Origin of the sequence: Flavobacterium panacis (assembly GCF_024649945.1) — a bacterium.
Classification (GTDB): domain Bacteria; phylum Bacteroidota; class Bacteroidia; order Flavobacteriales; family Flavobacteriaceae; genus Flavobacterium; species Flavobacterium panacis.
This window is the reverse complement of sequence record NZ_JANKMS010000001.1, coordinates 286,525-313,016: the sequence shown is the minus strand read 5'-3', so window position 1 is coordinate 313,016 and position 26,492 is coordinate 286,525. Positions and strand designations below refer to the sequence as shown.

Below are 26,492 nucleotides of genomic sequence, written 5' to 3'. Positions count from 1 at the left end.
GACATTTATAAAAATAGTAGTGTTTTTATAAATGTCCTATATTCTGTTAGAAACACTTTTTTAATCAGTCATCTTGAGTCTAGGCAGATTAATCTCATGCTCCTGTGGATATGGTTTGCGATGTGTCATGCTTACATCTTCACGAATCTGCTCATGAACTTTATATTGTCGATCATTCGTATTTGAATACCTAGGGTCTGCAATAAATGGCATTTTGGCCATTTTGGTTACAGTAATAGTAGGGAAGTGATAATCGACCTCAACATTCCCTAATAACAAATAACAGCCTCCTCCCTGAAATGGATATTTCGCTAGACTGTCTGTAAAATGTGCAGTATCGAAAAACTCCCCATCAGCGTCAATCCAGGTTCCAAAATACATAGCACCCATCTTTGTAGGGACGTGCTTGCGTGAGATGAGATACGCCAGCATGCGGACAGTTTTCTTATGATACATCAATAAATCCTTTGCCATTACATCACCTCTGAATTTTGTCTGCAACAAATCAAAAGGGGAGCAGGATACCGGAAAACTTAAGAGTTCTATTTCATCAAAGGCATCTTCAAATTCGGAACGTTCTAATTTAGGAAGCTCATATTCCTTGACAGGTTCCTGAATGAGCATCAGGTTTCGGTTCTCGGGTTTAAAGTTGACTAAAATTAGCCTCGCAATTACAAGCAGCTGGTTTTTTGACTTACCTGTGAAACGGAATGCGCCAATGAAAATCAGGATCTGTATTCCTTCGATGCCGATAGGAATACGGTTGATAAAATCTTCAAGCGATTTGTATGATCCGTTTTTTTCACGTTCCTGCTGTATGAGAAGAGCAATTTTGGATTCAAGGCTCTGAAGGTGCATGAAGCCCAGATAGACATCTGTGCCGTAAAGTGTGGTCTCAAATTCACTTTTGTTTACACATGGATTATGAATTGCGGCTCCCGACATTTTTGCTTCATGGACATATACTTCTGTGCGATAGAATCCTCCCTGATTGTTGATGACAGCCACCATAAACTCTACAGGATAATAAACTTTGAGATAAAGGCTCTGATAACTCTCTACCGCATAAGATGCCGAATGCGCCTTGCAGAAAGAATAACCAGCAAAAGATTCTATCTGGCGGTATATTTCCTCACTTAGCTTTAGCGGATGTCCCTTCTGTACACAAGAAAGAAAGAAATTATCCTTTACTTTCTGCAGCGCTGCCTTTGATCGTCCTTTCCCTGACATGGCACGGCGAAGGATATCTCCGTCAGCTGCTGGAAGCCCGCCATAATGCAGTGCAATTTTGATAACGTCTTCCTGATATACCATAATACCGTATGTCTCGCCCAATTGCTCCTGAAAAACAGGGTGGAAATACTCAAACTTGTCTGGATGGTTATGGCGGAAGATATACTCTTTCATCATACCAGACTGTGCCACACCGGGACGTATGATAGAGGAGGCCGCTACTAAAGTTTTGTAATTGTCACAATTCAAACGGCGAAGCAGTCCACGCATTGCAGGGCTCTCAATGTAAAAACAGCCTATAGTCTTTCCTATTCCAAGAAACTCATTGCACTTAGCCTCATTTTTTGAAATTGTAGTATCACGGATGTTAAGGCGAATGCCACGGTTTTTTTCAATAAGCTTTACACTGTCATCAATATGCCCGATCCCGCGCTGGCTAAGGATATCAAATTTTTCAAGCCCAATATCTTCAGCTATATGCATATCAAAAAGTACAATTGGAAAACCTTTTGGAGGCATTTCCAACGGTGTGTAATTGGTGATAGGCTCTTCGGAAATGAGTATACCGCAGGAGTGCATACTGCGCTGATTAGGATATTTCTCTAAAAGCATTCCATACTGCTGTACTTGTCGAACCACTTTATTGGAAGCATGCAGTTCCATAGGATTTTTGGCAAGGGCATCAAGTTCTTCTTTTGGAAGTCCGAAAACTTTGCCAACCTCACGAAAAATAGAGCGGTATTTAAATTCAACATTTGTACCGCAGAATGCTACATGATCATAGCCGTAGCGAGAAAATATATATTCAAGAATCGTATCACGTTCTTTCCAGCTCCAATCGATGTCAAAATCAGGCGGACTTTTACGATTCAGGTTTAAAAACCGCTCAAAGTATAAGTCAAGTTCCAAGGGACAGATATCGGTTATTCCCAGACAATAAGCAATGATGCTGTTGGCCCCACTTCCGCGACCGATATGAAGAAATCCTTGAGAATTACTGAACCTTATGATGTCCCATGTTATCAAGAAATAACCGCTGAACTCGAGCTGGTCAATTACTTTGAGTTCTTTGAACATCCGTGATTTAGCCTCTGCATTATTTTTGCCGTAGCGCCATTCCAATCCCTGCTGAGCCAAAGTGGCTAGCAGCATAATATCATCTTTTTTACTGTTGGTGTAAAACTTCTTGTTCTTTGCGGTTTTAAAATCAAATTCAAAATTACATTCTGCAATAATTTTTTCGGTATTTGAAATAATCTGAGGATACTCGGCATAAAAGGAAATCAAGTATTCCATAGGTCGCATTACTTCAGTTTCCAAGCAGTAATCATCAGGAGTCAGTTTGGAAAGTATCAGATTCATATCAATGGCACGAAGTATCCTGTGCAGGTTGAATTCGGTTCTTGTACGGAAGGTAACAGGCTGGAGGATTACCATTTTTTCCTGTCTTTTTTTCCAATCAGACAGAACCAGTTTCTGGAGCTGTTCCGGACGAATGCCGATATATTCATTTTCCTTTAAAAGAAGAGGTGCATTCTCCAAAGGATAAATAACAAATACATCCTCAAATTCCGGTGCAGATTCAGGCAGGACGGTATTGTCAAAATTATGTCTGGTCAAGAAGCGGTTCATTTCTGCAAGACCTGATGCACTTTTTGCCAGTCCTATAAAACGCAGTTTTTGTTCTGAGCGGAATTCCATTCCGACAATAGGCTTAATTCCAAAAGCTTTACATCCTTTTATAAAATCATAAATGCCTGTTACGGTATTAATATCAGTCAGAGCCATTGCATTAACACCGCAAAACGTGGCCTGCGAGATCAACTCTTCGAGCGGAATAGTTCCGTAGCGAAGAGAATGAAAAGAATGACAGTTGAGATACATTTAATCTGATTTACGTTTTAAAATTTCATTTTTAGTATTGGGTTTGAACGATGCCCCAGCGCATCGCATTACTGCATCAAAGCCGTAACGGCTTTTCATTCGATCCATGGCCTGATAAAGTGCAAGCATTTCCTCAGTATCCTGAAAAAGGTCTATTTGGTAAGTTCCCCGCACAAGTCCACTGAATCTTACTCCAATTAGGCGAAGTCGCATACGGCGTTGGTATAGTTTTTCAAATAAATCTGTAACAGTTTTTGAAAGGATATGATCAGCTGAGGTATATTGAACCCTACACTGTTTTGTTTCAGTATCAAAATTTGCATAACGTATTTTGATGGTTACTGTCGAGGTCAGCCATTCTTCCGAGCGCAATTGAAAAGCCAGTTTTTCAACCATTCCTAAAATGATCCTTTTGAGTTTTGGAATATCGATAGTATCTTGGGTAAAAGTATGTTCGGTAGATATTGACTTTCTTTCGGTATAGGGCTCAACGGGATTGTTATCTATTCCATTGGCTTTCTTCCACAGCTCAGAACCATTCTTTCCTATCATCTGCTGAAGTACTTCGCAGGGCATCTTAGAAAGGGTTTCAATTGTACGAATCCCTATGCGTGAGAGAAGCTGAAAAGTTTTATCTCCGACCATGGGTATTTTCTGAACAGACAAGGGATTCAGAAAAGACTGAACTAAATGCTGAGGTATCTCCAGGTTCTGTTTTTGTTTGCCTTCGCCTGTACCAATTTTAGAAACAGTCTTGTTGATGGATAGGGCAAATGTCAGGGGCAGGCCAGTTTCTTTTATAATGGTCTGGGCAAGCTCATTTGTCCACTTATAACTGCCATGAAACTTATCCATACCTGTAATGTCAAGGTAGAATTCATCAATACTGGCTTTTTCAACTACCGGTGCTTTTTCCTGAATAATTTCGGTAATATCATGTGAGAGCCTAGAGTATAGCTCCATGTCGCCTTTCATGATTTTTGCCTGCGGACAAAGCTTCATCGCCATATGGATTGGCATGGCCGAGCGAACTCCAAAACGTCTCGCTTCATAAGAACATGATGCTACAACACCTCTATCACCACCTCCAATGATGAGAGGGATTCCATTTAGCTCTGAATTTGTTAGTCTTTCGCAGGAAACGAAAAATGTGTTCATATCGATATGTACAATTGCCCTTGTCATGATCTAATCATTTTATACATGTCAAAATTAGCACAGATTGTGACATTTTTTATTTTTAATATGTTATAAATGATAACAAAATTGTAAAACCCTCATTTTGCTCACATTTTAAATAAAGGAAAAATGACTGACAAATGCTTTATTAAGAATTTACGACTGCTTTTCTACAGTATTTTTAACTGGGATAAGTATGAGATTATTTTTAGTTTAAGAGAATAATGGCTTCTACTAAATGATAAAAAAACTTCATGAAGTTCTTTTATTTTTTTTGACAATCAGATAAGTCAGCAGTTCATCTTCAATAAGCCGTTGTAATTCCGAGTTGATAATCTCATTTATATCTGTTTTAATCTGTATGTAATTACACTGAATTTTGGACTGATCAATATTTCGGATGGTTTCTATTTCTTTGTAGTTTTCTATTTCTTTGTTTATAGCTTCGTGATTGTTTAGAATTTCACAGCGAAATGTTTTAAGCTGAATTTTACAGTCTGGATTATCGGAAACTATCCCTACAAATTCTCCTGAGCTCAAGGAAGAAATCTTTGAAGCAGGGACAGCCGATTCCAATTGCTTTGAACGGCTGATAGATGTATCTGAACTGTTGATGGAAAGACTTTCCCTGTCCTGCATAATTTTGCCAAAACGCTCTGACAACTGTTTAGCCGTATCTCCTGTTACCTGACCGCTAATAATGTTTCCGGTAATATTCATAATAACATCTGCCTGCTCGCGTCCGTAATCTTTTCGAAGCTGGCTGAAATCCTGAATTCCAAGCGTTGTACTGACCTTGTTGCTTCGGGCAGTAGCAATAAGACTGTCCATATTATTGAGATAAATGGTTGGGAATTCGTCAAAGATCAGACTGCTTTTTAATTTTTCTTTCTGGTTAACCTGTTTTATAAGCCTGCTTACGTAGAGGGAAATTACTGCTCCATAGGTCTGGATCTTCTGCGGATTATTTCCCATACAGACGATTTTCGGCTCTAAGGGATTATTGATATCAAGTGAAAAATCATTTCCAGATAATACAAAATAGAGTTGGGGAGAGGAGAGACGTGCCATCGAAATTTTGGCTGATGCAATTTGCCCCTCAAGCTGCTCCATGACATCATTGAGATAGGCGGAAAGAAAAGGATTGATGAGAACCTCGATTTCTTTTTCGGTTCTAAGCAGGGTAAAAAGATCGTCATAATCGGTCTGCATCAATTCAATAACGTGGGGAAGTGTACAGAATTCGCCGTCTTTATATTTTTTAAGGTACCAGATAATAGCAGTAAGAAAATTGATTGGGGATTCCACAAAAAAATCTCCTTGTTTCTTGATCCATTCACGATTAAGCCCCAGTAGAATTGTACGTGCTGATTCCGCCGCATCAGTGATGTCGGTCATAGAAGCTGGATCCAAAGGATTGCAGCGGTGTGTTCGGCTGAGGTCATCAAAATTTATTACACAGAATTTAGGAGGTACTGCATAATTGTCTTTGTATTTAAGCCAGAAATTATAAGTTATTTTAGTGAGATCATCAAACTTAAAATCATAAACGAATATGGAGAACCCTTTTTGAATATGCTGGGTGATAATATGTCTGATGACAAAATAGGATTTGCCCGATCCGGGTGTTCCCAGAACCAAAATCCCACGAAAGGGGTTAATGATATTGATCCAGCTACTACGGAGTTTCTCTCTTAAAAAATACTGAGCAGGCAGGTTAATTGAATATTCATTTTCAAGATGTCTTTCTTCCTGTGGGAACGTTTCATTTTCAAGGTTGAAGATATCTTTATGATTCAATTGTTTTTTAATAATACGACTAAGGAGTGTTCCCGCGTTAAGAATCAACATAAAACCAGTAGAGGTCGAAATTAAATAGAATGTAAAAGGACTGTAGGAAATCCCAAAAAATAAATAAAAATAACTGAAGAAATAGAGAGCAAGACCAATTATCAAGTAAGACATAGGCTTTTTATAGTTCAATTTTTCGTCTTTTCTGCCTTTGGCACCAAACAGAGATACAACTAAGAAGAGAAGGGAAAGAAGCTTAGAATTATGGAAACCTGAAAAAAGCCCTGTTCGATAGATATTCTCTAAAATCCGGTCAGAGAATGGGCTTACCAGCTTCCATTTTTCGAAGTTTTGATAACCATAATAATAGAAATGCAGCAGCAGAAGCAGAATGCTTATCAGCCTTGTCATATCCAAAATCTTTCTCAGTGCCTGTTCATTTTCTCCCGTCTGCATGTTTTCCTGATTTAGAAAATCTAAATTAGAAAAGAGATACAGAAAATACAATCCCAGCTAAATTTTGACTATAAAGGTTATGGAATTATTCTGTTTTTTGATAAAACTATACATTATTGCTTAGCTGCACGTAATGTCTTCGTAATTATTATATTCTATTTCTTTTACAAATGTCTTTGCAAAATTTTGAACCATTTCTTTTGTTATATTTTCTAAAAAATCTTTCCGCCAGTTAACAATTTCATCTCTTAAAGAACTGATATTCGTATCTAAGAATTTTTCGATTTCGAATCTTTTTATTTGACAGGAATACAGAATCTTTTTATCAATGTAATTTGTTGATGCATCATTTTTATATGAAGGTATTGAGAGCGATAGTTGATCAAGCTGTTCAAAATCACGTAAAGTCCGTACAGAATTTTCAAGAAGTTTTTTTAAAGCGTAATACTCGCTATTTGCATATTCTTCTTTGTAACAGATTATACGTTTTTTATAATCAGATTTTTTTTCATCAAAATAACCTGAATTTTGTCTGTTTCTTCGAAAAAATTCTGATTTTGAAAGCTCTAATCCTTTTATGTTTTGATTAAAAAAATAGTCAACAGTTGGTTCAATTTCATTTAGTTCATTGAACTGCAAAATATCAAGTTTCAAATTGGAATATTTCACCCTGTTCTTTGCTGCTTGGGAATATCCGCGATTTGTGATCATAAAACCAAAATTAGCATTTACATCCTGCATCATTCCGATAAAACTTTCGACTGTTTTTATGTCAATTTTTTTACTGTAATATTTACAATCTACTATTCCTAAAATTCTCTTGCCAGCCAAGTTTCCTCTAATAGCAAAATCAATTTGTCTTTCAATTTTACTGTAAATTCCAAAAATAGAATCGTCAAATTCAATTTCGCATTCAGGATAGGTTCGTTTTAAAAAATCGAATAATTTAGATTCGTATTCTTTCCACATATTTTTATTATTACTTATAGATAATGCTTTGACATTTTTCAAAATTGAAAAGTTTAAATACTGGATTACTTTCTAACAGAAACATGTCAAATGAAACAACCTGCTATTTTTCCAAACTATTGCTGTCCTTTGTAATGTGTTCAAATAATTTTTCCCAATATATTATTGGGAGTAATGCATTGTCACTTTGTCGAATATCAAATTCCTGATTCAAAAAATTGTTAGTCTCAAAATTGACACTTCCTCCATTACTGCAAAGTATTGATTCTATGTTATCATAAATAATGTTGTCTTTTTCATCAAAACCAGGAAGACAAATTCCAATCCTGTAAATATCTGATTTAGTTACCAAGTCAAATACAATTAGCAGACTTTTTAATTCTGTCGGTTTGGTAATTATATTAACTCCCAGCATATTGTCTGGATAATTAAAATGGATCCAAAAGGGCTTGTTAATGATATTTTTATCAGGATTTTTAATTTGATCTCTTATGATTCTCATATGTTGTCCAAACATAATGATGTGTCCTAATTTTTCAAACGCTAAAAGATACGCCATTTTTAACAACGCTATTCCTGCCAGCCTTTCATTTCTTCTATCGGGTTTTTTTATTTCAAAACTAAGTTTTTTGTTTCTGCCAAAGTTTTCAAAATTATTTTGTAGAATATTATATTCATATTCAAAACTATTAATAAAGGCTTCTTTAGTTTTTGGATTATTCGCAGAACTTATATCTATTCTAAATGCTCCTTTTTCATCTATACTTACACAGCCATTAATGCCTTTATCACCTGTTGATTTATTAAAAAATTGCGTTTTCAATGAAGAGTTTGGCTTGAATTTCATAAATTCAAGTTCGTTAAGAGCAAGTACAATTTGAGCATCGATGTTTGAGCCCGCTTTATTATTACAATCTTTGCAAGTTAAAACATTGTCTTTTCCACCAAGAGAGCGTGGAGGGTTATGCTCCAAAGTTAATTTCTCAAAATCCTTAGATGTAAAATGTTTTTCGCAAATTGGACAATAACATCCAAAATCTTTAGGTAAATCTTTATTTTTTGCTTTATCAAATATCGCTTTTAAATTATTTGAATATACTCTAAATAAAATATTTTTCTTTTCTTTTTTGCTCATATTTAAGGCTGTTTCAAGTCTATTCAAATTCAACTAGATATACAGATCAAAGAAGAATTATATACTAGGCAGTCTTTTAGTCTATACCAAATCGACTATGCATTTCATGCCATTCTTTTGCAAATTGGATACTTTCCAAAACTTCTTTTCTTCTTTCTTCTGGTAAACATTCAATACAAGTTGGATACTGGAGTCCTTTGTAATTTTTATTACATTCTGGGCACAAATCCATTTTTTTAATGTCCATATTATAGGCGCATTTTTTACAGGCAGTTATTGCATCTTCAAAAGACAGATATTTTATGCAATCGTTTATATGAAGCAAAAATGCTTCTTTCTCAATTGTTTCAGAATCTTTATTTTTGGCTTTCTCTCTTTGCATCCAATATTTTACACTTGATAAATTGTTTTTATTTCTCCATTTATCCTTTGATACAAAACATTTATCTACAATTTCATAGGCATCTTTATTTTCATAAAAAATAGAAATAAGCTCATCAATAGATCTATACATTGCTTCATCAAATTCGTGCTTGCAATCAGCGCAACGGTATTTTGGTATTTTTCTTACCCTTTCACTTGGATTTTTAGCCTTACAATTTGGACACAATGGAACGGGTATATAATCATGTTTTTTTTGTATGTAATCAGTAAACTCAGATTTGCTGATTTCTGGATTGGTGTCTATAAGTTCTTTGGCATATTTCCGTGTTATTTCTCTTAGATATTCCGAATATTTTTTTGGGTGAGAATTATGCTGTACTGTTAATGTGTCATCACTACTGCATAGTTCGCATTTGTCTTTAATAAAGCTCTTTTTTCTTTCTTTCCAGTCTTTTGTATACCAAGATCGTTGTTCTTCTTTGGAATTGAACCAGTACTGTGTTTTTGCTTCTTCTAATCCAATTATGCCATTAGTCAATTTATCTCTTAGCTCTAGCAGTTCGTTATAAGTCAACATATCTATAGGTTATTTATTTATGAAAATAATTATCGTTAACGTTTCTTATCATGTAATGAAGATCATTAATAATTGTATGTTGTTTGAAAAAGTTCAAAGCTATCAAGCAAATTATCATAATGCAATAGATTTATATTTTGATTTCTTAATAACCTACGTTTTTCTTCATATGTGTTATCATTAAAATCTTCTCGTCTACCAGATACTATTACGTAATTTAAACGCGTTTTATTTAAACTTCGAAATTCTTTTGGGAGTTCAATAAGATCACTTTTATACTTGTCGAAAATCAAAGAAAGTGAATTAAAATTTCCTTCAAGCCATTTATCCCAATCTTCAATTTGTTTTATGCCTTTTCTAATTGTAGTTCCAAATCCACCATCTTTTGTTGTTATTGATCCTGAAGGATTTTCTAATTCCACAAAAGCAAAGTGATATCCATGGGAATTTTTTCCAACTAATAAGTAGTCAGATTTAAAAGTAGAAGGCAGTTCAAATTCTTTAAATAAATATGCACCGTGATGACCAAAACATAAACCAGAATGGAAAATTGATGCAATTAAATTGTAATATTTATTTTGATTTATAAAATTTAATATTTGTCTTTCGGAAGGATTAGTGTCCAATAGGATTTTAAATTCACTTCCAATTCGACTTAACTCTTTTTTATCCTTTAGAGTTTTAGTTGACAAAAAATTGTTAGGGAACAAAGACTTAAAATAGTAGGAGGCTTCCGGTCTCATATCATGATATTTCGATAGCATTTTGACAGTGAGTCCCATTTTTTTTGCTTTTTTATTTTCAAGATATCTTTCAGCTTTATCAAGATTTATTGTTTCTTCTTCTGTCAAAATTTTATAATCTCTTTCGTATAACATATGTTTCTTTAACGTGTATGTAATTATATAATCGCTTTAAAATAGTGGGTGTCTTTCAGAGAATGATAACTTGTCGCTTACTTAGGTATTTTCGAATTGAAAATAAATGTACAAATAATGATTTTATTACAAATTAAAAAGATTTTTCCGTAAATTTCATATTCTTCTTCGATTTTGTTTTTTCTTTTTCAGTTGTTTAGGTAAATAATCAAACGTAATTTCAGGTTTTAGTATAGAGTCTAGTAAGTTGATAATCGCCTTAGAATCGAATGTTTTATTAGACAAATTTTCAAAGTTAAAGGATTCTAATTGTTTAGAAATCCATTCACTTTTTACGGGATTTTTTTTATTTTCACAACGTTCAATTATTGCCTTTGCACTGTATTCTTTACCTAAAGAAGAACCATTAAAAACATTCTTTGTTGTATGGTCAATATATGTAATCCCATAGGTTTGTCCTTCACTGCTTTTTCTAAGAACGGTTTTTATTCCTTCTTTTTCCAGTAACAGTGAAAGTTGATTTACATGATTTATGTTTTCTCGTAAGAAGGTCATATTGATTACATTTTTTATTCTTGTTTTATCAGGCTCTTTTCTTACTGAGTTGGTTTTAAATTTTGTTTCTAGAAATTTCAAAGTGGGCTTAAAATAAAAGTCGCTGGCTTTAATGGGAACACCTATAGGAGTACCTTTTTCATCCAGTATTCGATATACCATTCCATTTGCTAGAAATATTTTCGAATTCTCATTGCCTCGATCAGCTAATACATTATAATATTTCAAAACACAATTCAGTTCTGCAAGGCTTGAATATTTATATTCATTTAAAACGTTACTAAGAACTGTTGTGAGAGCTTTTTTCGATTCAATTCTTCCATAGCGTACTTTACCCATATTGATAGGCAGTAAGCTAAATTGTTCTTTTTTATTACGTCCTTCTGCTTTTACAAGCCCAAAAGATTCTTCAATTTCTTTTCTCGCTGGCTCCGATTTTCTTATTCCTAAATGATGCAGATCAATCCTTTTTCCATCTCTTTCAATATTTACAGAAATTACATGGACGTGCGGATGCGCGGCATCAAAATGTTGATATACTAAATAAGGCTGTTTTCCAAAACCTATCTTATCCATATAAGCATTTGCAATCATCATCAGTTTTTCTTTTGAATGATTTTCCGAAGGATCAAAATTCAAAGAAATATGTACACTGTTTCGTTTTGTGTTTTCATTTAATTCAAGCCTATTTATGAATCGGTTAAGCTTCATTGTTTCGGTCATTTGGGCTACGTCTAAAAGAAAATTTGCAGATCCAATACATTGAGCAACTCCAGTTTTAACTTTATTTTCATTGTAGTTAAAAATACTTCGGATGGAATTACTTGTCTTAATTATCGTAACCATTGTATGGATATTTTTTGGATATGAATCTGGATGTCATTTATCTTTTCGAAGAGTTTTTTTTGATTTAATTCAAAACACATAGTCCATTCTTTTAAGGCAGAAATATGGTTTAAGGTATGAAGTTTTTTGACTGCCTGATTTATATTATTTCCCACTGCATTCAGTTCGTTTCTTAGTATGATTGTTTCTTCAATAAAATCATCTAATGATTCGTTGCGATACGTACTTATAATTGGTTTATTAAATAATTGTTTTCGAATATAATTGCTTAATTTTCTGCAGGTTGTTTTTTTAAACTTTGATTCTATTTCCGCATATTCTAATGGTGTCAAGCGGACAGTAATTTTTCGTGTTTTGTTTGAACTTTCCATTTCTATTTCACTTTCATTTTGTTCATTAATTTCATTTTCCAGACAAAATAATTTATAACATCTTTCAACTTTATGTTGTTATTATCTGTTTACTTATCAGTCTTAAAATATCTCTGATCCCGAGTTCCGAGGACAGATCAGCCAGATCCGGTTGTCCGACAACCGTTCATCTGGCCGATTGCAGGAACGATGCAATCTTTCAGACTTTTTACAATGGAACGAAATTAGAAAAGCTTGAAGCGATAAACAATCGTCGCTAAATTATGACTACCAAATTCTAAAGGCAACTTCTTAATTTTACTTTTCGATATTATTAATTAAAATGCTGAAATTATGATTACAAAAGATGATGTTGCCAAAGTATTTGATACGGTTTTAAGTATCCCAGGCATGAGTGAGGCGGTGAGGATTGATTTGAAAATTTCACGTAAAAATGTACTGCTTTTGAGCCATCTGATTACGATGGGAGTAGATTCAAAAAAGAAAGATTCAATGCTTCTTGAAAGTATTTCTTTAGAAAGCCAGCAGGATCTTAAAAGTATTTCGGAAGAGTGCCTTATAAAGGCTGGATTGGTAGAGCTTAATGAAAAGCTGTCTGTTCTCAGTGATACCGCCAAGCTCTAAAAATAGAGTATAATTAAAATGCTTAACTGATAATGATTTCTGTTAAGCATTTTTTGTATGAAAAATTGCCTGATTTTAAAAAACTTTGGCTTGATTCGGATAAGTGCTCAGTAAAATAAGCTATCTAAATTTGTATAAAATATTTTTTTGAAGAGATGATAATCATTATAAACTAAAAAGTACTGGTTGTGAATTTAAGATGGAAAAATACCGTAATCGAAATTACATGTCTCTTATACATACTTTTGTTTGTGTATGCTGGATTAAGCAAATTATTAGATTATAATGATTTTAGAATCCAGCTTGGGCAATCGCCCATTTTAAGTCCATTTGCTGATTGGGTTTCGATTTTAGTTCCAATTTCAGAATTTTTAATTGCTTTTCTTTTCGTATTTAAAAGAACCAGGCATGTAGCATTGCTTTTTGCTTTCATTCTGATGATTTTATTTTCATTTTACATTTATATAATATTAAATTATAGTGCATTTATCCCCTGTTCCTGCGGAGGAATTTTAGAAAAAATGTCATGGAGCCAGCATTTAACTTTTAATCTGATTTTTGCTTTAATGGCAGGCTATGCATTTATGTTGTTTCCAAATAAGATAAATGGCAGTAATAGCATAAAACAACTTAATTTGCGAAGAGGGTTGCTTTTAACTGTCTTTTTAAGTGCAGGAATCACAATGGTAGTATTATTTAGCTTTTCTGAACATATTGTCCATTATAAAAATAAATTTATAAGACGATTTCCCCAGCATGTCGCTCAGGAAGTATACAAAATAGACTTAAAATTTAATTCGTATTATTTTGCAGGGTTTGGTAATGGAAAAGTATACTTGGGGAATTATACTTCACCTTTTAGGATCGTTATGTTTGATACTTTATCAAAGCTGAAAAACAGTTTTCAAATTACTTTAAGAGAAAAAAACCTTCCGTTTTCCAGACCCAAGATTAAAGTATTTGAGAATAATTTTTTTCTATATGAGGGGACTGTACCATATCTTTTCAAAGGCGATTTACGCAGCTGGCATGGAAAACTTAGATTAAATGACGGTTACTTATTTTCAAGTGCGGAGCCTATGGATTCATTAAATCTGGCAGTGAGATATTTAGTTCCAAAAACAGGGGAGAATGCTTTGGGTAATTTAAATTTAAATAATACAGAAAAAGCGAAATTTAATAAGCAGATCTTAAAGAAACAGTTTGACGGAATTTTCGATACTGACGGTATTCTGGCATATAATCATCAGCTTAATAGGATGATTTATATCTATTACTACCGCAATGAGTTCTTTGTCATTAAACCGACACTTGAACTTGATTTTAAAGGCAATACAATTGATACAATCAGTCATGCGAAAGTGGAACTGATGAAGTACAAAAACAGCAGAATGAAAACTTTTGCCAAACCTCCTTTAACTGTCAATAAAGGGATTGCCACCTATGGAAAATTCTTATATGTAAATTCAGCTCTGCCGGGTTTGTATGAATCAGAAAAAATATGGAAGAATGCCAGCATAATTGATGTTTATGACTTATCAAATAAAACATATCGTTCCAGTTTTTTAATACATGATTCGGAAGGAAAAAAAGTAAAGTCAATGTTGGTATATGGACATTTTATATATGTCTTGACAGGCAGCCAACTAGTATGTTACAAACTTCGGAGCTATCTGGCTCAAGATAAGTCAGTTCGTAAATCTATCATTCAAGAATAATTAAAATATATCGGGGCCGCGATGTCAGGGATTAGATCGAAAACCTGAAATAGAGTAGATCATAACTATACAAATCTTTATTATTATGAAAAAAATCTTTTCAAAAAGATTTATGGCACCTTTAGCTGTCATGATCTTAGGAGGAGCAGGAGCATTTGTAACTACTTCGATGAGCAGTACAAAAACTCTTGCAAATGTAACAGGATACCGTTATGTTTCGCAGCAGGATCCCTGTCATGCAGACATTCAATGTACAACTGATAATAACGGTGTGATTTGTACTTCTGGAAGTTCTCAATTATTCCAAAAAGTAAATGAGAATAACTGTGACCTTCCGCTGTACAAAATTCCAAATCCTTAATTTGTATTAAACTAATTTAAACTGGCAACGCTGTTTTCTATTGAAAACAGCGTTGCTATTATATGGGTTCCATCCATTGTGATTTAGGATATCCCTTAAGATAAAAATTAAACCATTCCAATGTTTTTTCTGTAAGGTCTTTTTGATTGTCAGGCCTTCCCAACACATGGTTGTCATTTGGATAAAGGAGCATAATATGCTCTTTCTGAAGTCTTCTTAGTGCGAGATAAAATTCTTTGCTTTGTATGGGATCAACCTGCATATCCGAATTGCCACTGAAAGATAATAACGGCGTGGTAATTTTTGTGACATTTTTAATAGGAGAATTGTTTTGATAGTTATTATAGTCACTAAATAGATCTGTACCCATTCTCATTTGATAATACTCATACCGCCAAGATTCCGGAGTATAGATTACTTTATTGTAGGACAAATAATGGCTGTTAAAATCGGTTACTGCAGCTCCCGCAACGGCCGCAGCAAACATATTAGTCTGGGTAACAATAAAAACGACCTCATATCCTCCGAAGGAATGTCCCGTAAGACCAATTTTATGCCTGTTAACAGGGTAGTTATCTATTACCTGATCCACTGCACTTGTAACGCAGTCAAGAGCAGAAAATCCAGGATTCCCTATATGATAATCAATATCTGGAAGTAATACAAAATATCCGTTACTTGTATAGTTTGATACGTTAAGGGATGATCCATTTAGAAACGTGGGATTGCTGTAACGATGAAGAAGATAAGTCTGCTTTTGATAAATATTTACCACCATCGGATAGTTTTTATTGGGATCGTAATCTGCAGGAAAAAAAAGAACACCATTGAGAGCTACATCTTTTGAGTTTTTGTATGATATTAGTTTTGAGTGTCCCCAAAAGAAATTTTTATGTTGAGGGTTGGATTTAAAAACGGTCTTTCCATCAACTTTTATCTGTGGTGGCGAATCAAAATCTTCGCTGATATATGCAAAGTTTTTCTTGTTCTCAGCTTTGATAATCCCATGTAAATATTTTTCGTCATAAACTATTTTTTGAAGTTTTCGCTCGGCGTCAAGGAACATGTAACCGGAATAACTGTTGTCGATTTTTGAAACTCGAATGACAGAGTTTTTACCTGGACTTATAATCTGGTCTCTGGTAATAAAATTTCCATTAAAATTAGATTTCAAAACATTGAATCTATGGATATCCTGATTTTTTCTACCAAAAGTTAGCTGTCTAAATGATGCGTTTTTTGTGTCGAATTCCCAGATGTCAAACTGGTCATAAAGAAAAACGCTTTGGTCTTCTTCTGACCATCCTGCAAAACCGTAACCATGCGGAGTTTCAGCAATCTGATTCTGATTATCAGTAAATGAATATTTGAGGTTTTTGGTCAGGCATACATGACTTTCTTTTTCAAAAGAATATAGCCACCAATTTAGATCTTTAAAATAAAGATAATACTTTCCATCTGGCGAGAATGAGACGCTATTTGCATTTACTTCCTGATTGTCAAGAAACTTTTTTTTAACACCCGTTTTTATGTTGTATAGCCAATAGTTTATATCTGGATTCTGCTTGAAACTTGGCTTGTTTTCATTTTCATTATACAGCAGTATATTTTCTTGGTTTAGGTTGACTAGAGCCTGAGTATGAATCTCATCTACAACTGGCCTAACTGTTTTTATTTCTGGATTCCACACTATTAGTTTAGGTGCCTTTTTTGAGTCGCCAATTAATATTCTTCGGGGATATAAATCCTTATCTTTTGTGTTCCACACCTGAATACCATCCTTATTTCCGTTTTCTCCTTTGTTTGTTTCTTTGATATTAAAAAATAAATTCTCTTCGTTATCGGAGATTGCAAAAGAGTTGTCATATTTAAGATCAAGTTCAGTGTTTTGAAAATATAAATTCAAATCTGAAGCTGTGAGTTGATATGTTTTTTTTTCTTGAGTCTTATAAAAGTAAAGAAATCTATATTTGTTTTCACTGGAAGAATAACCAGTGAAAGCCAGTGAATTTCCTTTGTAATGCCATTTAAGATTTGAAAATAAAATATCTTTATTACCCGCTACAGTAACCTGCAAATTATTTTTAAGATCAAGGATAGAAATTTCATTTTGATCAGATGATTGGAAGATGGCAATTTTGGAGCCATCAGGACTTATCTGGTGGTTGGCTACATTGCTTATGGTTCTGATAATTTTTCCTTCATAGGAGCAAACCTGCAAAATATACCTTCCATCTTTTATTTCTCCCTGCAAAATGATACTGTTTTTAGAAGGATTGTAGCTGCTTATATGAAGTAAATTAGCAAAAGTGCCTGTTTTTAGATTAAGTATTTTTAAACTGTTTTCAGGCATCATGCAGGCTAAGAAATTGTCTTTTAAGAATTCAGCATTGTTTCCTTTTGGAATACTGATTATTTTCCTGCTTTTGATATTATGAATAAATAACGTATCATGATGCGATTCATAGGATAGGATATAGCTTATCCAGCTGGCATCGTAAGATATTTTTATTTCCTGAAGCGTACTCCAAAGTTTGTAATCTTCCGAAGATAAGTGTTTCAATTTTTTAATCTGCCCCATTACGGGGCAGATTATCATAAGCAAAAGGCTACTAATCCAAAATGTTTTGCTGATGGGAATTAATAATTTCATTAGTATCCGGTATTTTGAGGTTGTAGGTTTTTATTCAGGTTTAATTCTGTTTCAGGAATAGGAAGATTGTTTTCGAAACTGTCCCATCCTAATTTTGCAAGGGATAGCGTCTGATCTAAAACGCCGAATCTTTTAAGATCGAAAAAACGAGATCCCAATTCGGTGAATAATTCTAATTGTCTTTCTTTTAAAACGGCCTGCAATATTTCATTCTGCGACACCGCTTCAGTATTTAAAAGTCCCGCCGCATTCTTAATGCGATTTAAGTCTTCCTTGCTTCCTATCAAGTCTCCTGCATGAGCTCTTGCTTCAGCACGTATAAGATAAACTTCATTCAAACGAAGCAGAATTGAATATTCGGTAGAAACTGTGGTGCTTTTACTTTTATATTTTGAAGGATAAAACCAAATGGCATTGTCATCGGAAACAGAAGAAATCCAGAACTGTTTTCTTTTGTCTTCTGGTTGGAAAGAATTGATAAAATCTAAACTTAATGCCGATAAAGGCGGAGGTCCGATAGTAAAAACAAAGGTTTGAGCTTCAAGTGTATTTGAACCGTTTAAGGAAGGAGCAAACTGCCAAATTGTGGATTTGTTTTCTTTTAAGAACACTTTGCTTAGATCATTTTCAAAAGCATATAAAGCAGTATTATTCAATACAGCTGAAGCTTCATTTGAAGACTCTGCCCACTGCTGTGTATATAGATAGACTTTTGCAAGAAGGGCATGTACAGCGAATTTATTCGGTCTTGTCCTATCTGAAGTTTTGTAAGCTGACGGAAGCAAAGTCTGCGCTAACACTAAATCTTCAATGCAGTATTTATAGATTGTGTTTGGTTTTTCCTTTACGGCTACAGCATTCTTTTTATAGTCAGTTGTTTTAATATAAGGTATGTCTCCAAAAATATTTGTAAGATAAAGGTGGATAAGTGCTCTGGTAAACAGTGCTTCGCCTTTTAGCTGATCACGATCTGCCTGTGCAAGCGTTTCGGAAGAGTTTACACCTTCAATCACAGCATTAGCTCCGTAGATCTGATTGTAACTTTCATTCCATAAAGATTTAACTGCAGAATTAGACTGTAATACAATATTGTTATAAAAAGCAGCGGTTCCATCCTGTGGATTTCCATAAAATTTAAGTTCATCGGCATAATTCCCAAGTAAATGAGAAAGTCCAGATGTATTACCGCTAAACAACCCATTGTCTCGCATCTTTGCATACACCTGAGTCATAGCAGCGTTGGCAGTAGTTTTGTCTTCAAAAACACTTTTGGAAGTAAGCTGTGAATTTGGAAGATCTACCTCTACAAAACTATCGCACCCAGCCAAAACAATGAGAAGAACCAGATTTGAAAAATAAAATTTAAAGTACTGTTTTAAATCCGTCAAAGCTATCAGCTTCACAGATAAGTTATCAAGAGATTTCATATCGTTATTTATTAGATTAAAAATTAAACTGTAATCCAGCAGTAAATACTTTCAGAGGAGGCAGATAGCCCAAGGCAGTAAATTCTGGATCTGCACCATCAAAATTTGTAAAAGTCAGCAGATTTTGTCCTTCAAAAAATACCTTGCATTTGAAATCTTTCAGAGGAATATCATAGGAAAGCGAGATATTTTTTAACCTGATGTACGATGCATCACTAATAGCTTCGTCACTGTCAAAATAATTGTAATAAGCACTATATGCTGTGCTGTTATTCCCAGTACTATAGATCTGATATGCAGCTGTATCGCCAGGCTGTTTCCAGCTATTAACCGCTGAAGCAAGCTGATTGCCTTGAGATCCTGGCATCACGAAATAAGAAGATGCGTTATAATTTTTCTGCTTTACAAATTGGAAGAGAAAGTCAAGCTGCCAGTTCTTATATTTTAAAGTATTCTGTAGTCCTCCATAATAGTCGGGTGTCAGATCCGTTATTGTTTTTTTATCTTCCAAAGGTGTAATGATGCCATCATTATTTACATCTTCAAATTTATAAACCCCAGTCTGTGTATCCACTCCAGTATAGTGATAAACCTTTTTAATATTTAGCGGCTGGCCGATTACAAAAGTATTGGCGTAAGTGGAATTTTCTAAATTTGGAAATTCTAGCAATTTTGTTTTGGCAAAAGTCAAATTTAAATTACTTGTCCAACTCCAGTTGCTGTTTTGTATGTTAACTGTGCGCAGTGTAAATTCTGTTCCTTTATTTTGAACCACAGCATTAAGATTGGACTGTATTGAAGAGAAGCCTGTAGTGCCCGGCATAGGAATCCCAGTAAGCTGATTTGAAGATCTGTTATCATAGAAACTGGCGGTTAAAAATATGCGATCACCAAATAATCCTGCTTCAATTGCGGCTTCTAACTTTTTATTGGTTTCCCAGCTGAAGTACGGGTTAAATAGTCGGCTTGGCTGAAGACCAGTTGTACCTCCGTATTTAATACCTGCTGTGTATGAATCGATGTACTGATAATCTCCAATCTGATCGCTTCCAGTCGTACCATAGCTTGCACGAAGTTTACCGAAACTTACGACAGAGTTATCCTTAAATACATTCTCTTTAGAAAAGATCCATGCGGCTCCAACGGCACCAAAATTTTCAAACTGTCTGTCAGGGCCGAATCTGCTTGATCCGTCCCTTCTTCCAGTTAAATTCAAGATATACTTTTCTCTAAAATTATAATTTAAACGGGTATAGAATGCCTGATATTTATAGACCGTTTCATCACTAAGAAGCGTTGATACAGATGTTGCAGAGCCTATATTTGAGATCAGGCTGTTACTCGCAAACCCAGAAGCATATTGTACAAGCTGATTTGTTTTTTGAGACTGAAAAGTGCTTCCTGCCAATATGTTTAAAGTGTGCGCGCCAAATGATTTACTCCAATTTAGCTGAGGCTCAATAATCCACGACTTACGCTTTACATCGCCTGAAATTAGGGATGAATACTCAGGGCCAAGACCATAAGCAGGATTATATCTGGTAGAAGGGTTGGTTGTGTTCTCATTATTATTTAAGCTTGTAAAACCAAAATTGGACTGCAAAATTAGATTGTCCGCTATCTCGTATGAAATAAGTGCATTGGCAATTAAGTCATTGGTAAGTGCTTTGTATTTTCCAGTTAAATTCCTAAGAGGATTATTAAAGGTATTGTTTTCCCAGTTTAGCGTTCCGTCAGCGTTATACAAAGCAGGGGCATTGGGAGCAACACTAAAGGTTTCTCTCATTAGATCAATCCGAGGCTGATTGTTGTCTTGAGCAGTATAACCTGCATTTAAATTAATTTTAAATTTTTTATTTTCGGATTCGTGGTTCACATTCAAATGAAAATTTCCTTTTTTATATCTGAAATCTCCCGGAAGCACAGTTCCCTGCTTATTAAAATTTCCACTAAAAAGAAATTGGGTTTGTGCTGAACCTCCTGAAACGGATGCGTTCATGTCTATAATGTCTGCAGTTCCTCCAAGCAACTCTTTCTGCCAGTCAGTGTAGCGGTTTTGATCCCAAGTACCGTTAACATCATATGCGTAGGAGGGAATAGGGTTTATTCCGTCATTTGCAAAAGCTTCCCTTCGCATTGCTAGATATTGATCGGTATTCATAAGGTCCATAAATCGAGTTACAGTGGCTGCCCCAGTACTTAGCTTAGCTGAGAATCTGGTTGCACCTGATTTTCCTTTCTTAGTGGTAATCAGAACCACTCCATTGGCGGCACGCGATCCATAAATGGCTGTAGCATCTGCATCTTTAAGCACTTCGATACTCTCGATTTGGTCGGGGTTGATACTATTTAATGGACTTGGCTGGGTAGGAAGAACTACTGATGCCGAACCCGATCCAATCGGATCTGAAGCATAGGGCACACCGTCAATAATATACAGAGGATTGTTTCCTCCTGCTCGCAGGCTGTTTTGTCCACGGATTTTTATGTCAAAACCTCCGCCGGGAATGCCCGTTGTCTGCGTAATTACAACTCCGGGCATTCTTCCCTGCATAACGGCTAGTACGTTTGTCACAGGTTGATTTTCTATATCCTTCGCAGTTATTCGAGTAATATTTCCGGTGCGTTCTCCTTCCTTCACCGAATAATAACCAGCATTTACTTTTACTTCTTGCAAAGTGGTGGTATCATATTTTAAGACAATATCAATTTTGTTCCTCCCACTAATTGGAATGATTGCAGTCTTAAAGCCTATATAAGAGACTACAAGAGTATCATTGCCTGTGGCAGAAATAGCGTACTGGCCATTATAATCGCTAATGGCTGCTGATCCTGATCTGTTTTTAACAATGACGGAAACACCAGGTAATGGATTTGAACCATCTGAGACAACACCTTTAATCTCTTGCTGCAGATTATGGTTTGAACTAATGCTGGCTATGGTATCAGCATAGAGAGATGAGAAAGACATAGAAAAGCCTAATAAAAACAGGCAATAAAGCGCTTTCCCATCCTTGTAAAATGAAAAATAATTCATAATATTGGGATTGGTTAGTTAAATGGTATTTAATTGGCTATGGTCCTCTATCTAAGTTTGGTCGCTGAACTAGAGGGCCTTTTTTTGCTAAATATTTAAAGAAATGATAATGAATTCACAGGCAATATTCTTATTAGTTAAACATTATTAAGTTGCGAATTTCAATAATGAAGAGAAATGCTTAGAATTAAAGTGAGTAGGAATAAAAAAGGCATGGAACTCAACTTAAACGTTTCAGAGGTACTGGTATACCATACGCACGAATAAGTGAGCCCACGCCAAAGACGTGAGCATCTTACTTATCATCTCGTGCGTTAAAAATTACCAGTTTTCTGAAACGAGATTCAAAGCGAATGCTTCAAATATTTTTGTTGAAGAATCGCAAATTTACATTTTTAGATGTAATGATTGTGACAAATATAACAAAATTCTTTATTCGATACAAATTTGTATCGAATAAATTAATCTTTTTTCTCAAATTTTACTTAATGAGAGAAACTAGCGATATACAACTGCAGATAATTAACATCCAGATTGGATGCACGCTAAGGTTAGCTAGATTAAAGAAAAAAATATCTCAACAAACAATAGCCTTGAAATTAGATTATAATTCGACAATGATTGGACGTATTGAGAGATTTGAAGGTATTAGCGGTTGGGATAAAATATATAGTATTAGCACTTATCTTAATGTGGATTTTTCAAATTTATTTGTGCTAAAAAGTAAAGAAACTTTAATTTCGATTATTAACGAATCTTATAACCTCGAAGAAAAACTTACTCAGGAAAAAAAAGACTATTATAATTTTTTAAGGAAAACTATTGATTTAAAATTTGAATTATTAGAAAAGATAAAATAAGAAAGCTTTTGCGGAATTTAAAAGATGCTTAGGCATCTTTTTTTTTGTTATGTCATATTTGATGCCTAATTTTTAATTGCTATTAAATACAAAAGTATGTTGCTTCACTTCTATGATCTAAGGTTCAAGTAATTTATAAAAAGTAATTTTGATTTTATTAATTACGGAGTTAAAGGGCGCTATAATTATTTTATATTTACAAATTCTAAAAATATAAAATCGTGATAATTGGTAATGGTTTTAATATATTTCCAATTAATTAATTATTTCTATATGGCAGCAACAACATATTTTACACCAATAGCACTAAATCGTGAAATTCCTTTCACAATTAATAATTCAGAAAATGGTTTTTTATATCTTTTTTCAAAGATAAATGATCAAGAGTACAAGTACAAATTAGCTGTTTCAAATGATAACGAAGTAAAATTATTGGATTACACTGTATTTGTTGAAAACGAATTTTTGATTCAGGATAAACTCATTAGCTTATATTCAGAATTTTTAGAAGAAAGTGCAGCAGGTTACGAAAATACGGAAAATATAGTTTCCAATAATATGCCAGGTTATGGACCTGATGAAATATTTGTTGAGAACAAGCCATTTTCTCTAAGGCAAATTATTGATTTGATTAAAAGTGAAGATATAGAAATGTCACCTGACTTTCAGAGAAATTTTGTTTGGGATAAAACAAGGCAAAGTAGGTTGATTGAATCAATCTTATTAGGATTACCACTTCCTTCCATCTATTTGAGTCAGTACAAGGATGGCCGTCTTACTGTTGTCGATGGATTACAAAGATTAACAACCATTGACAGATTCATGGCTGGTCAATTTAAACTTTCAAATCTTGAGTATTTAGTTGATTGTAACGGTCTTAATTATGACGAATTACAAGGGGTATTATCTCCTTTAAGGGTTAGAAAATTCGGTCAAACACAAATAATGTGTTTTGTTATTGATTATCGTTCTCCAAGTAAATTAAAATTTGACCTGTTTCGTAGGTTAAATACGGGAGGAAAACCTTTAAACAACCAAGAAATAAGAAACTGTTTGTCTAGTCCGGAATTACAAAAAGCAGTCAAGAAAATAATTGATTTGAAAAGTTTTAAAGAAGCGACCAATAATAGTATTAAAGATACAAGGATGGATGGACGAGATGCAGCTTTAAGATTCATTAGATTTTATACTTGGTCTTTAGAAAATAATTTTTCAAAATACAATGGCGACATGGAATCAACTTTGGATGATTTTATAGACTATTTGAATGCACAATCTCCGGAGAAATTGGAAGAATACATAGAAATTTATGATAATGCATTGAAGCTATCATATAAACTTTTCGGTAGTTACAGTTTTAGAAAAATGACTCCATACTTATATAGCCAAGGTAAAAAACCACCAGTAAACAAACTTTTGATGTTGGTAATTACAGTTCTATTAGCAAAATATGATAGCATAGTAGATTTTAGAAAAAATGTATCAGATTTGCATATCGAATTAATGAATCTTATTGATTCTGACCCTGATTTATTGCAAGCCTTATCATGGGGTACAAATGGAACATGGAACATAGACGTTACTTTTAATCGTCTTGATATTTTTTTTAAAAATCTCTTATAATTTTTGGCGTAAAAAGTAACTATTGTACAAAATTTAAAGTTTTCATTCAATGAAAAACCAATTAAAAATCTCGGGATTCAAATGCTTTTATGATGAAGAGTTTGAATTGAATAAAATTACTTTACTTACTGGCTGTAATGGTTCAGGTAAAAGCAGTCTAATTCAAGCTTTGTTGCTTTATAGGACTTGTATTGAAAAAATACATAATAAGTTATCTTATATTGAAATTGCAAAGCCCGAAGTAATTAATGAGATTATTCCATTGAACGGAAATTATTCTTTAAATTTAGGAACGTATTTTGATGTTTTTAGAGAAGATTTAAAGAGAGACTCTATAAATATATCGATTGATTCTTATAATTTAAATCTTCGTATTCCAAAAGAAGAAAATGACGTTACTCTAGTAAATGCTGAAATTATAATTGATAAAAACTTTAAAAAATCGACATTCTGGAACAATGAAAATTTTTATTACTTAAATGCTGAAAGAATAGGACCACGACATCATTTGGAACATAAATTTTATGAGATATTAAGTTGTGGCTACAGTGGTGAAAATACAGCATTTATTTTAGAAAAGTATGGTAGAGATCCTAATTTCGAAAGCGCAATGTTGTCTTCTCAGAAAGAATTATTGCTTAATTTAACTAATTTTTGGTTAAATATTATTTGCCCTGGTACTTCAATAAGAACGAATCAACTCGGGCCTTTAAGTGCGACTATCAAAATTTCAACTAATAATTTTAAAACTGAACTTTCTGCAACAAATATTGGATTTGGAATAAGTTACTCATTACCGGTAATAGTTAGTGGCTTAATAGCAAAAAAGGATAGTATACTTATAGTTGAAAACCCAGAAGCACATCTTCATCCCAAAGGTCAATCCGAAATAGGTTACTTCTTGTCAAAAGTTGCCGAAAGTGGTGTTAAAGTTTTAATTGAAACGCATAGTGAACATGTTACAAACGGGGTTAGAAGAGGTGTTTTAGAAAGTGATGTTTTAAAAAATGAAGACGCTACTATTTATTTTTTCAATGGAGTAACTGATAATAGATTGGATAAAATACAAATAGAAGTTGATAGTGAAGGTGATTTAACACACTTTCCTGCAGATTTTTTTGATCAGTTAAATCAGGATTTAAGTAGAATTTTTCAATTAAAAAATACTAAAAAACAATGAGAAATTTAATTTCTTATAATGCTTCATTTTTGTGGAATGATAAATTGTTGGATAGGAATATATGTATAAGTAACTTGAATACTTTATACGTTAAAGCAAAGGAACAAGATAAATTTTATATTAAGGCAGATTTATATTCTGAAGTAAATTCGATAATTTATGAAATTGCTGCTTATCGTCCTTATGATGATTTAAAAAAAACTTTCCCATGGTTAACCGTAGATTCGTATAGTGCGCTAGGAATTTTGTTACAGATGAAAAAAACAGTGTTGATATCTGATGATTTAAATGGCTATAACAAGAATCATGAATTTGAAACCTCAAGTTGGATGGGGGTTTGCAAAAACGATTTTGTAAATTATGTTCACAATTTAGCAAGTTGGACTGAAATTCATTTGCAATTTGTTATGAATTATACAAGAAAAGAACGAATAGAAAATGAGAAATATTTTAAAAAATTTTGTGTAGGATTTTTAAAAATGGATGCTAATCAAATAAAAAAGAGAATTAGAACTGGTTCGTTTAAAGATTTTGACCGAATCGATATTCCTGTAGAAGTTGATGGTAAAACTGTACATAATCAACAGATTCATATTCACTTTAAATCTGGAGGAGCATTAAATATAGATGGTTCAGCAAAACATGCCTTTTCTAAAATTTCGACATCCGCGGCAAATGATTTAGTTGAAATAGGTTTTATTCTTCCTGAAAATTTGTAAAACATCGTAATTAAATAGAGTCTTTATAAAGC

The 26,492-nt window shown here is 33.7% G+C and carries 19 protein-coding genes; 7 read left to right on the top strand and 12 right to left on the bottom strand.

Going from position 1 to position 26,492, the window contains the following annotated elements; translation table 11 throughout:
- Window positions 1–60 precede the first annotated feature (60 nt).
- The 9 genes from NQQ59_RS01510 to NQQ59_RS01470 all read right to left on the bottom strand — a co-directional run bounded on the left by NQQ59_RS01510 (window position 61) and on the right by NQQ59_RS01470 (window position 12,258).
- Window positions 61–3,117: a DNA polymerase III subunit alpha gene (locus tag NQQ59_RS01510; protein WP_144213011.1), complete on the bottom strand. Its 3,057-nt coding sequence runs from the start codon at window positions 3,115–3,117 to the stop codon at window positions 61–63.
- Complete coding sequence (gene dinB / locus NQQ59_RS01505) at window positions 3,118–4,302, bottom strand: DNA polymerase IV (RefSeq protein ID WP_144213009.1); 1,185 nt, start codon at window positions 4,300–4,302, stop codon at window positions 3,118–3,120.
- Between the two features lie 246 nt (window positions 4,303–4,548).
- On the bottom strand, window positions 4,549–6,543 hold the full coding sequence (mobC, locus tag NQQ59_RS01500; protein WP_144221460.1) for a conjugal transfer protein MobC: 1,995 nt from the start codon (window positions 6,541–6,543) through the stop codon (window positions 4,549–4,551).
- Between the two features lie 120 nt (window positions 6,544–6,663).
- A complete protein-coding gene (locus NQQ59_RS01495; protein ID WP_144213008.1) occupies window positions 6,664–7,554 on the bottom strand; it encodes a restriction endonuclease in 891 nt (296 codons plus the stop codon).
- 61 nt (window positions 7,555–7,615) lie between these two features.
- Window positions 7,616–8,647 (bottom strand): HNH endonuclease, encoded by a 1,032-nt coding sequence (locus NQQ59_RS01490; protein WP_144213006.1) that lies wholly within the window; start codon window positions 8,645–8,647, stop codon window positions 7,616–7,618.
- A 76-nt stretch (window positions 8,648–8,723) separates the two neighbouring features.
- Window positions 8,724–9,608, bottom strand: a complete 885-nt coding sequence (locus NQQ59_RS01485; protein ID WP_257698110.1) for a hypothetical protein — start codon at window positions 9,606–9,608, stop codon at window positions 8,724–8,726.
- Between the two features lie 65 nt (window positions 9,609–9,673).
- Window positions 9,674–10,459 (bottom strand): Shedu anti-phage system protein SduA domain-containing protein, encoded by a 786-nt coding sequence (locus NQQ59_RS01480; protein WP_186296542.1) that lies wholly within the window; start codon window positions 10,457–10,459, stop codon window positions 9,674–9,676.
- A 183-nt stretch (window positions 10,460–10,642) separates the two neighbouring features.
- On the bottom strand, window positions 10,643–11,887 hold the full coding sequence (locus tag NQQ59_RS01475; RefSeq protein ID WP_144213000.1) for a relaxase/mobilization nuclease domain-containing protein: 1,245 nt from the start codon (window positions 11,885–11,887) through the stop codon (window positions 10,643–10,645).
- Window positions 11,875–12,258 (bottom strand): plasmid mobilization protein, encoded by a 384-nt coding sequence (locus tag NQQ59_RS01470; protein WP_257698109.1) that lies wholly within the window; start codon window positions 12,256–12,258, stop codon window positions 11,875–11,877. Before NQQ59_RS01470 ends, NQQ59_RS01475 begins: the two co-directional genes overlap by 13 nt.
- Window positions 12,259–12,591: 333 nt before the next feature.
- Between NQQ59_RS01470 and NQQ59_RS01465 the strand changes: the two genes are divergently transcribed.
- The 3 genes from NQQ59_RS01465 (at window position 12,592) to NQQ59_RS01455 (ending at window position 14,961) form a co-directional block, all read left to right on the top strand.
- Window positions 12,592–12,882, top strand: a complete 291-nt coding sequence (locus NQQ59_RS01465) for a hypothetical protein (protein WP_144212996.1) — start codon at window positions 12,592–12,594, stop codon at window positions 12,880–12,882.
- Between the two features lie 188 nt (window positions 12,883–13,070).
- Window positions 13,071–14,600, top strand: coding sequence for a MauE/DoxX family redox-associated membrane protein (locus NQQ59_RS01460; RefSeq protein WP_144212994.1), 1,530 nt, complete (start codon window positions 13,071–13,073; stop codon window positions 14,598–14,600).
- Window positions 14,601–14,685: 85 nt separating this feature from the next.
- Window positions 14,686–14,961, top strand: coding sequence for a hypothetical protein (locus tag NQQ59_RS01455; RefSeq protein ID WP_144212992.1), 276 nt, complete (start codon window positions 14,686–14,688; stop codon window positions 14,959–14,961).
- A gap of 58 nt (window positions 14,962–15,019) precedes the next feature.
- On the opposite strand, the gene NQQ59_RS01450 is transcribed toward NQQ59_RS01455, so the two are convergent.
- Genes NQQ59_RS01450 through NQQ59_RS01440 form a run of 3 tightly spaced genes read right to left on the bottom strand, consistent with a single transcriptional unit; the run spans window position 15,020 to window position 22,012 of the window.
- Window positions 15,020–17,614 (bottom strand): S9 family peptidase, encoded by a 2,595-nt coding sequence (locus NQQ59_RS01450; RefSeq protein WP_257698108.1) that lies wholly within the window; start codon window positions 17,612–17,614, stop codon window positions 15,020–15,022.
- Window positions 17,614–19,041 carry a RagB/SusD family nutrient uptake outer membrane protein gene (locus NQQ59_RS01445; protein WP_257698107.1) on the bottom strand — a complete coding sequence of 476 codons (1,428 nt, stop codon included), beginning with the start codon at window positions 19,039–19,041 and terminating at the stop codon, window positions 17,614–17,616. Before NQQ59_RS01445 ends, NQQ59_RS01450 begins: the two co-directional genes overlap by 1 nt.
- Window positions 19,042–19,057: 16 nt before the next feature.
- The gene (locus NQQ59_RS01440; RefSeq protein WP_257698106.1) at window positions 19,058–22,012 is read right to left on the bottom strand and encodes a SusC/RagA family TonB-linked outer membrane protein; all 2,955 of its coding nucleotides are present in this window, start codon (window positions 22,010–22,012) and stop codon (window positions 19,058–19,060) included.
- Between the two features lie 554 nt (window positions 22,013–22,566).
- Between NQQ59_RS01440 and NQQ59_RS01435 the strand changes: the two genes are divergently transcribed.
- The 4 genes from NQQ59_RS01435 (at window position 22,567) to NQQ59_RS01420 (ending at window position 26,460) form a co-directional block, all read left to right on the top strand.
- Window positions 22,567–22,938 (top strand): helix-turn-helix domain-containing protein, encoded by a 372-nt coding sequence (locus tag NQQ59_RS01435; protein ID WP_257698105.1) that lies wholly within the window; start codon window positions 22,567–22,569, stop codon window positions 22,936–22,938.
- A gap of 273 nt (window positions 22,939–23,211) precedes the next feature.
- Window positions 23,212–24,561 (top strand): GmrSD restriction endonuclease domain-containing protein, encoded by a 1,350-nt coding sequence (locus NQQ59_RS01430; RefSeq protein WP_257698104.1) that lies wholly within the window; start codon window positions 23,212–23,214, stop codon window positions 24,559–24,561.
- 49 nt (window positions 24,562–24,610) lie between these two features.
- Entirely contained in the window at window positions 24,611–25,741 is a 1,131-nt protein-coding gene (locus NQQ59_RS01425) for an AAA family ATPase (protein WP_257698103.1), read from the top strand.
- On the top strand, window positions 25,738–26,460 hold the full coding sequence (locus NQQ59_RS01420) for a hypothetical protein (protein WP_257698102.1): 723 nt from the start codon (window positions 25,738–25,740) through the stop codon (window positions 26,458–26,460). The genes NQQ59_RS01425 and NQQ59_RS01420 overlap by 4 nt, the downstream gene beginning before the upstream one ends.
- Window positions 26,461–26,492 lie beyond the last annotated feature (32 nt).

Coding starts and splice junctions, on each gene's coding strand:
- NQQ59_RS01510 (WP_144213011.1), bottom strand. CDS start 3,117: ATGTATCTCAACTGTCATTCTTTTCATTCTCTTCGCTACGGAACTATT.
- dinB (WP_144213009.1), bottom strand. CDS start 4,302: ATGACAAGGGCAATTGTACATATCGATATGAACACATTTTTCGTTTCC.
- mobC (WP_144221460.1), bottom strand. CDS start 6,543: ATGCAGACGGGAGAAAATGAACAGGCACTGAGAAAGATTTTGGATATG.
- NQQ59_RS01490 (WP_144213006.1), bottom strand. CDS start 8,647: ATGAGCAAAAAAGAAAAGAAAAATATTTTATTTAGAGTATATTCAAAT.
- NQQ59_RS01485 (WP_257698110.1), bottom strand. CDS start 9,608: ATGTTGACTTATAACGAACTGCTAGAGCTAAGAGATAAATTGACTAAT.
- NQQ59_RS01475 (WP_144213000.1), bottom strand. CDS start 11,887: ATGGTTACGATAATTAAGACAAGTAATTCCATCCGAAGTATTTTTAAC.
- NQQ59_RS01470 (WP_257698109.1), bottom strand. CDS start 12,258: ATGGAAAGTTCAAACAAAACACGAAAAATTACTGTCCGCTTGACACCA.
- NQQ59_RS01465 (WP_144212996.1), top strand. CDS start 12,592: ATGATTACAAAAGATGATGTTGCCAAAGTATTTGATACGGTTTTAAGT.
- NQQ59_RS01455 (WP_144212992.1), top strand. CDS start 14,686: ATGAAAAAAATCTTTTCAAAAAGATTTATGGCACCTTTAGCTGTCATG.
- NQQ59_RS01450 (WP_257698108.1), bottom strand. CDS start 17,614: ATGAAATTATTAATTCCCATCAGCAAAACATTTTGGATTAGTAGCCTT.
- NQQ59_RS01445 (WP_257698107.1), bottom strand. CDS start 19,041: ATGAAATCTCTTGATAACTTATCTGTGAAGCTGATAGCTTTGACGGAT.
- NQQ59_RS01440 (WP_257698106.1), bottom strand. CDS start 22,012: ATGTCTTTCTCATCTCTCTATGCTGATACCATAGCCAGCATTAGTTCA.
- NQQ59_RS01435 (WP_257698105.1), top strand. CDS start 22,567: ATGAGAGAAACTAGCGATATACAACTGCAGATAATTAACATCCAGATT.
- NQQ59_RS01430 (WP_257698104.1), top strand. CDS start 23,212: ATGGCAGCAACAACATATTTTACACCAATAGCACTAAATCGTGAAATT.
- NQQ59_RS01425 (WP_257698103.1), top strand. CDS start 24,611: ATGAAAAACCAATTAAAAATCTCGGGATTCAAATGCTTTTATGATGAA.
- NQQ59_RS01420 (WP_257698102.1), top strand. CDS start 25,738: ATGAGAAATTTAATTTCTTATAATGCTTCATTTTTGTGGAATGATAAA.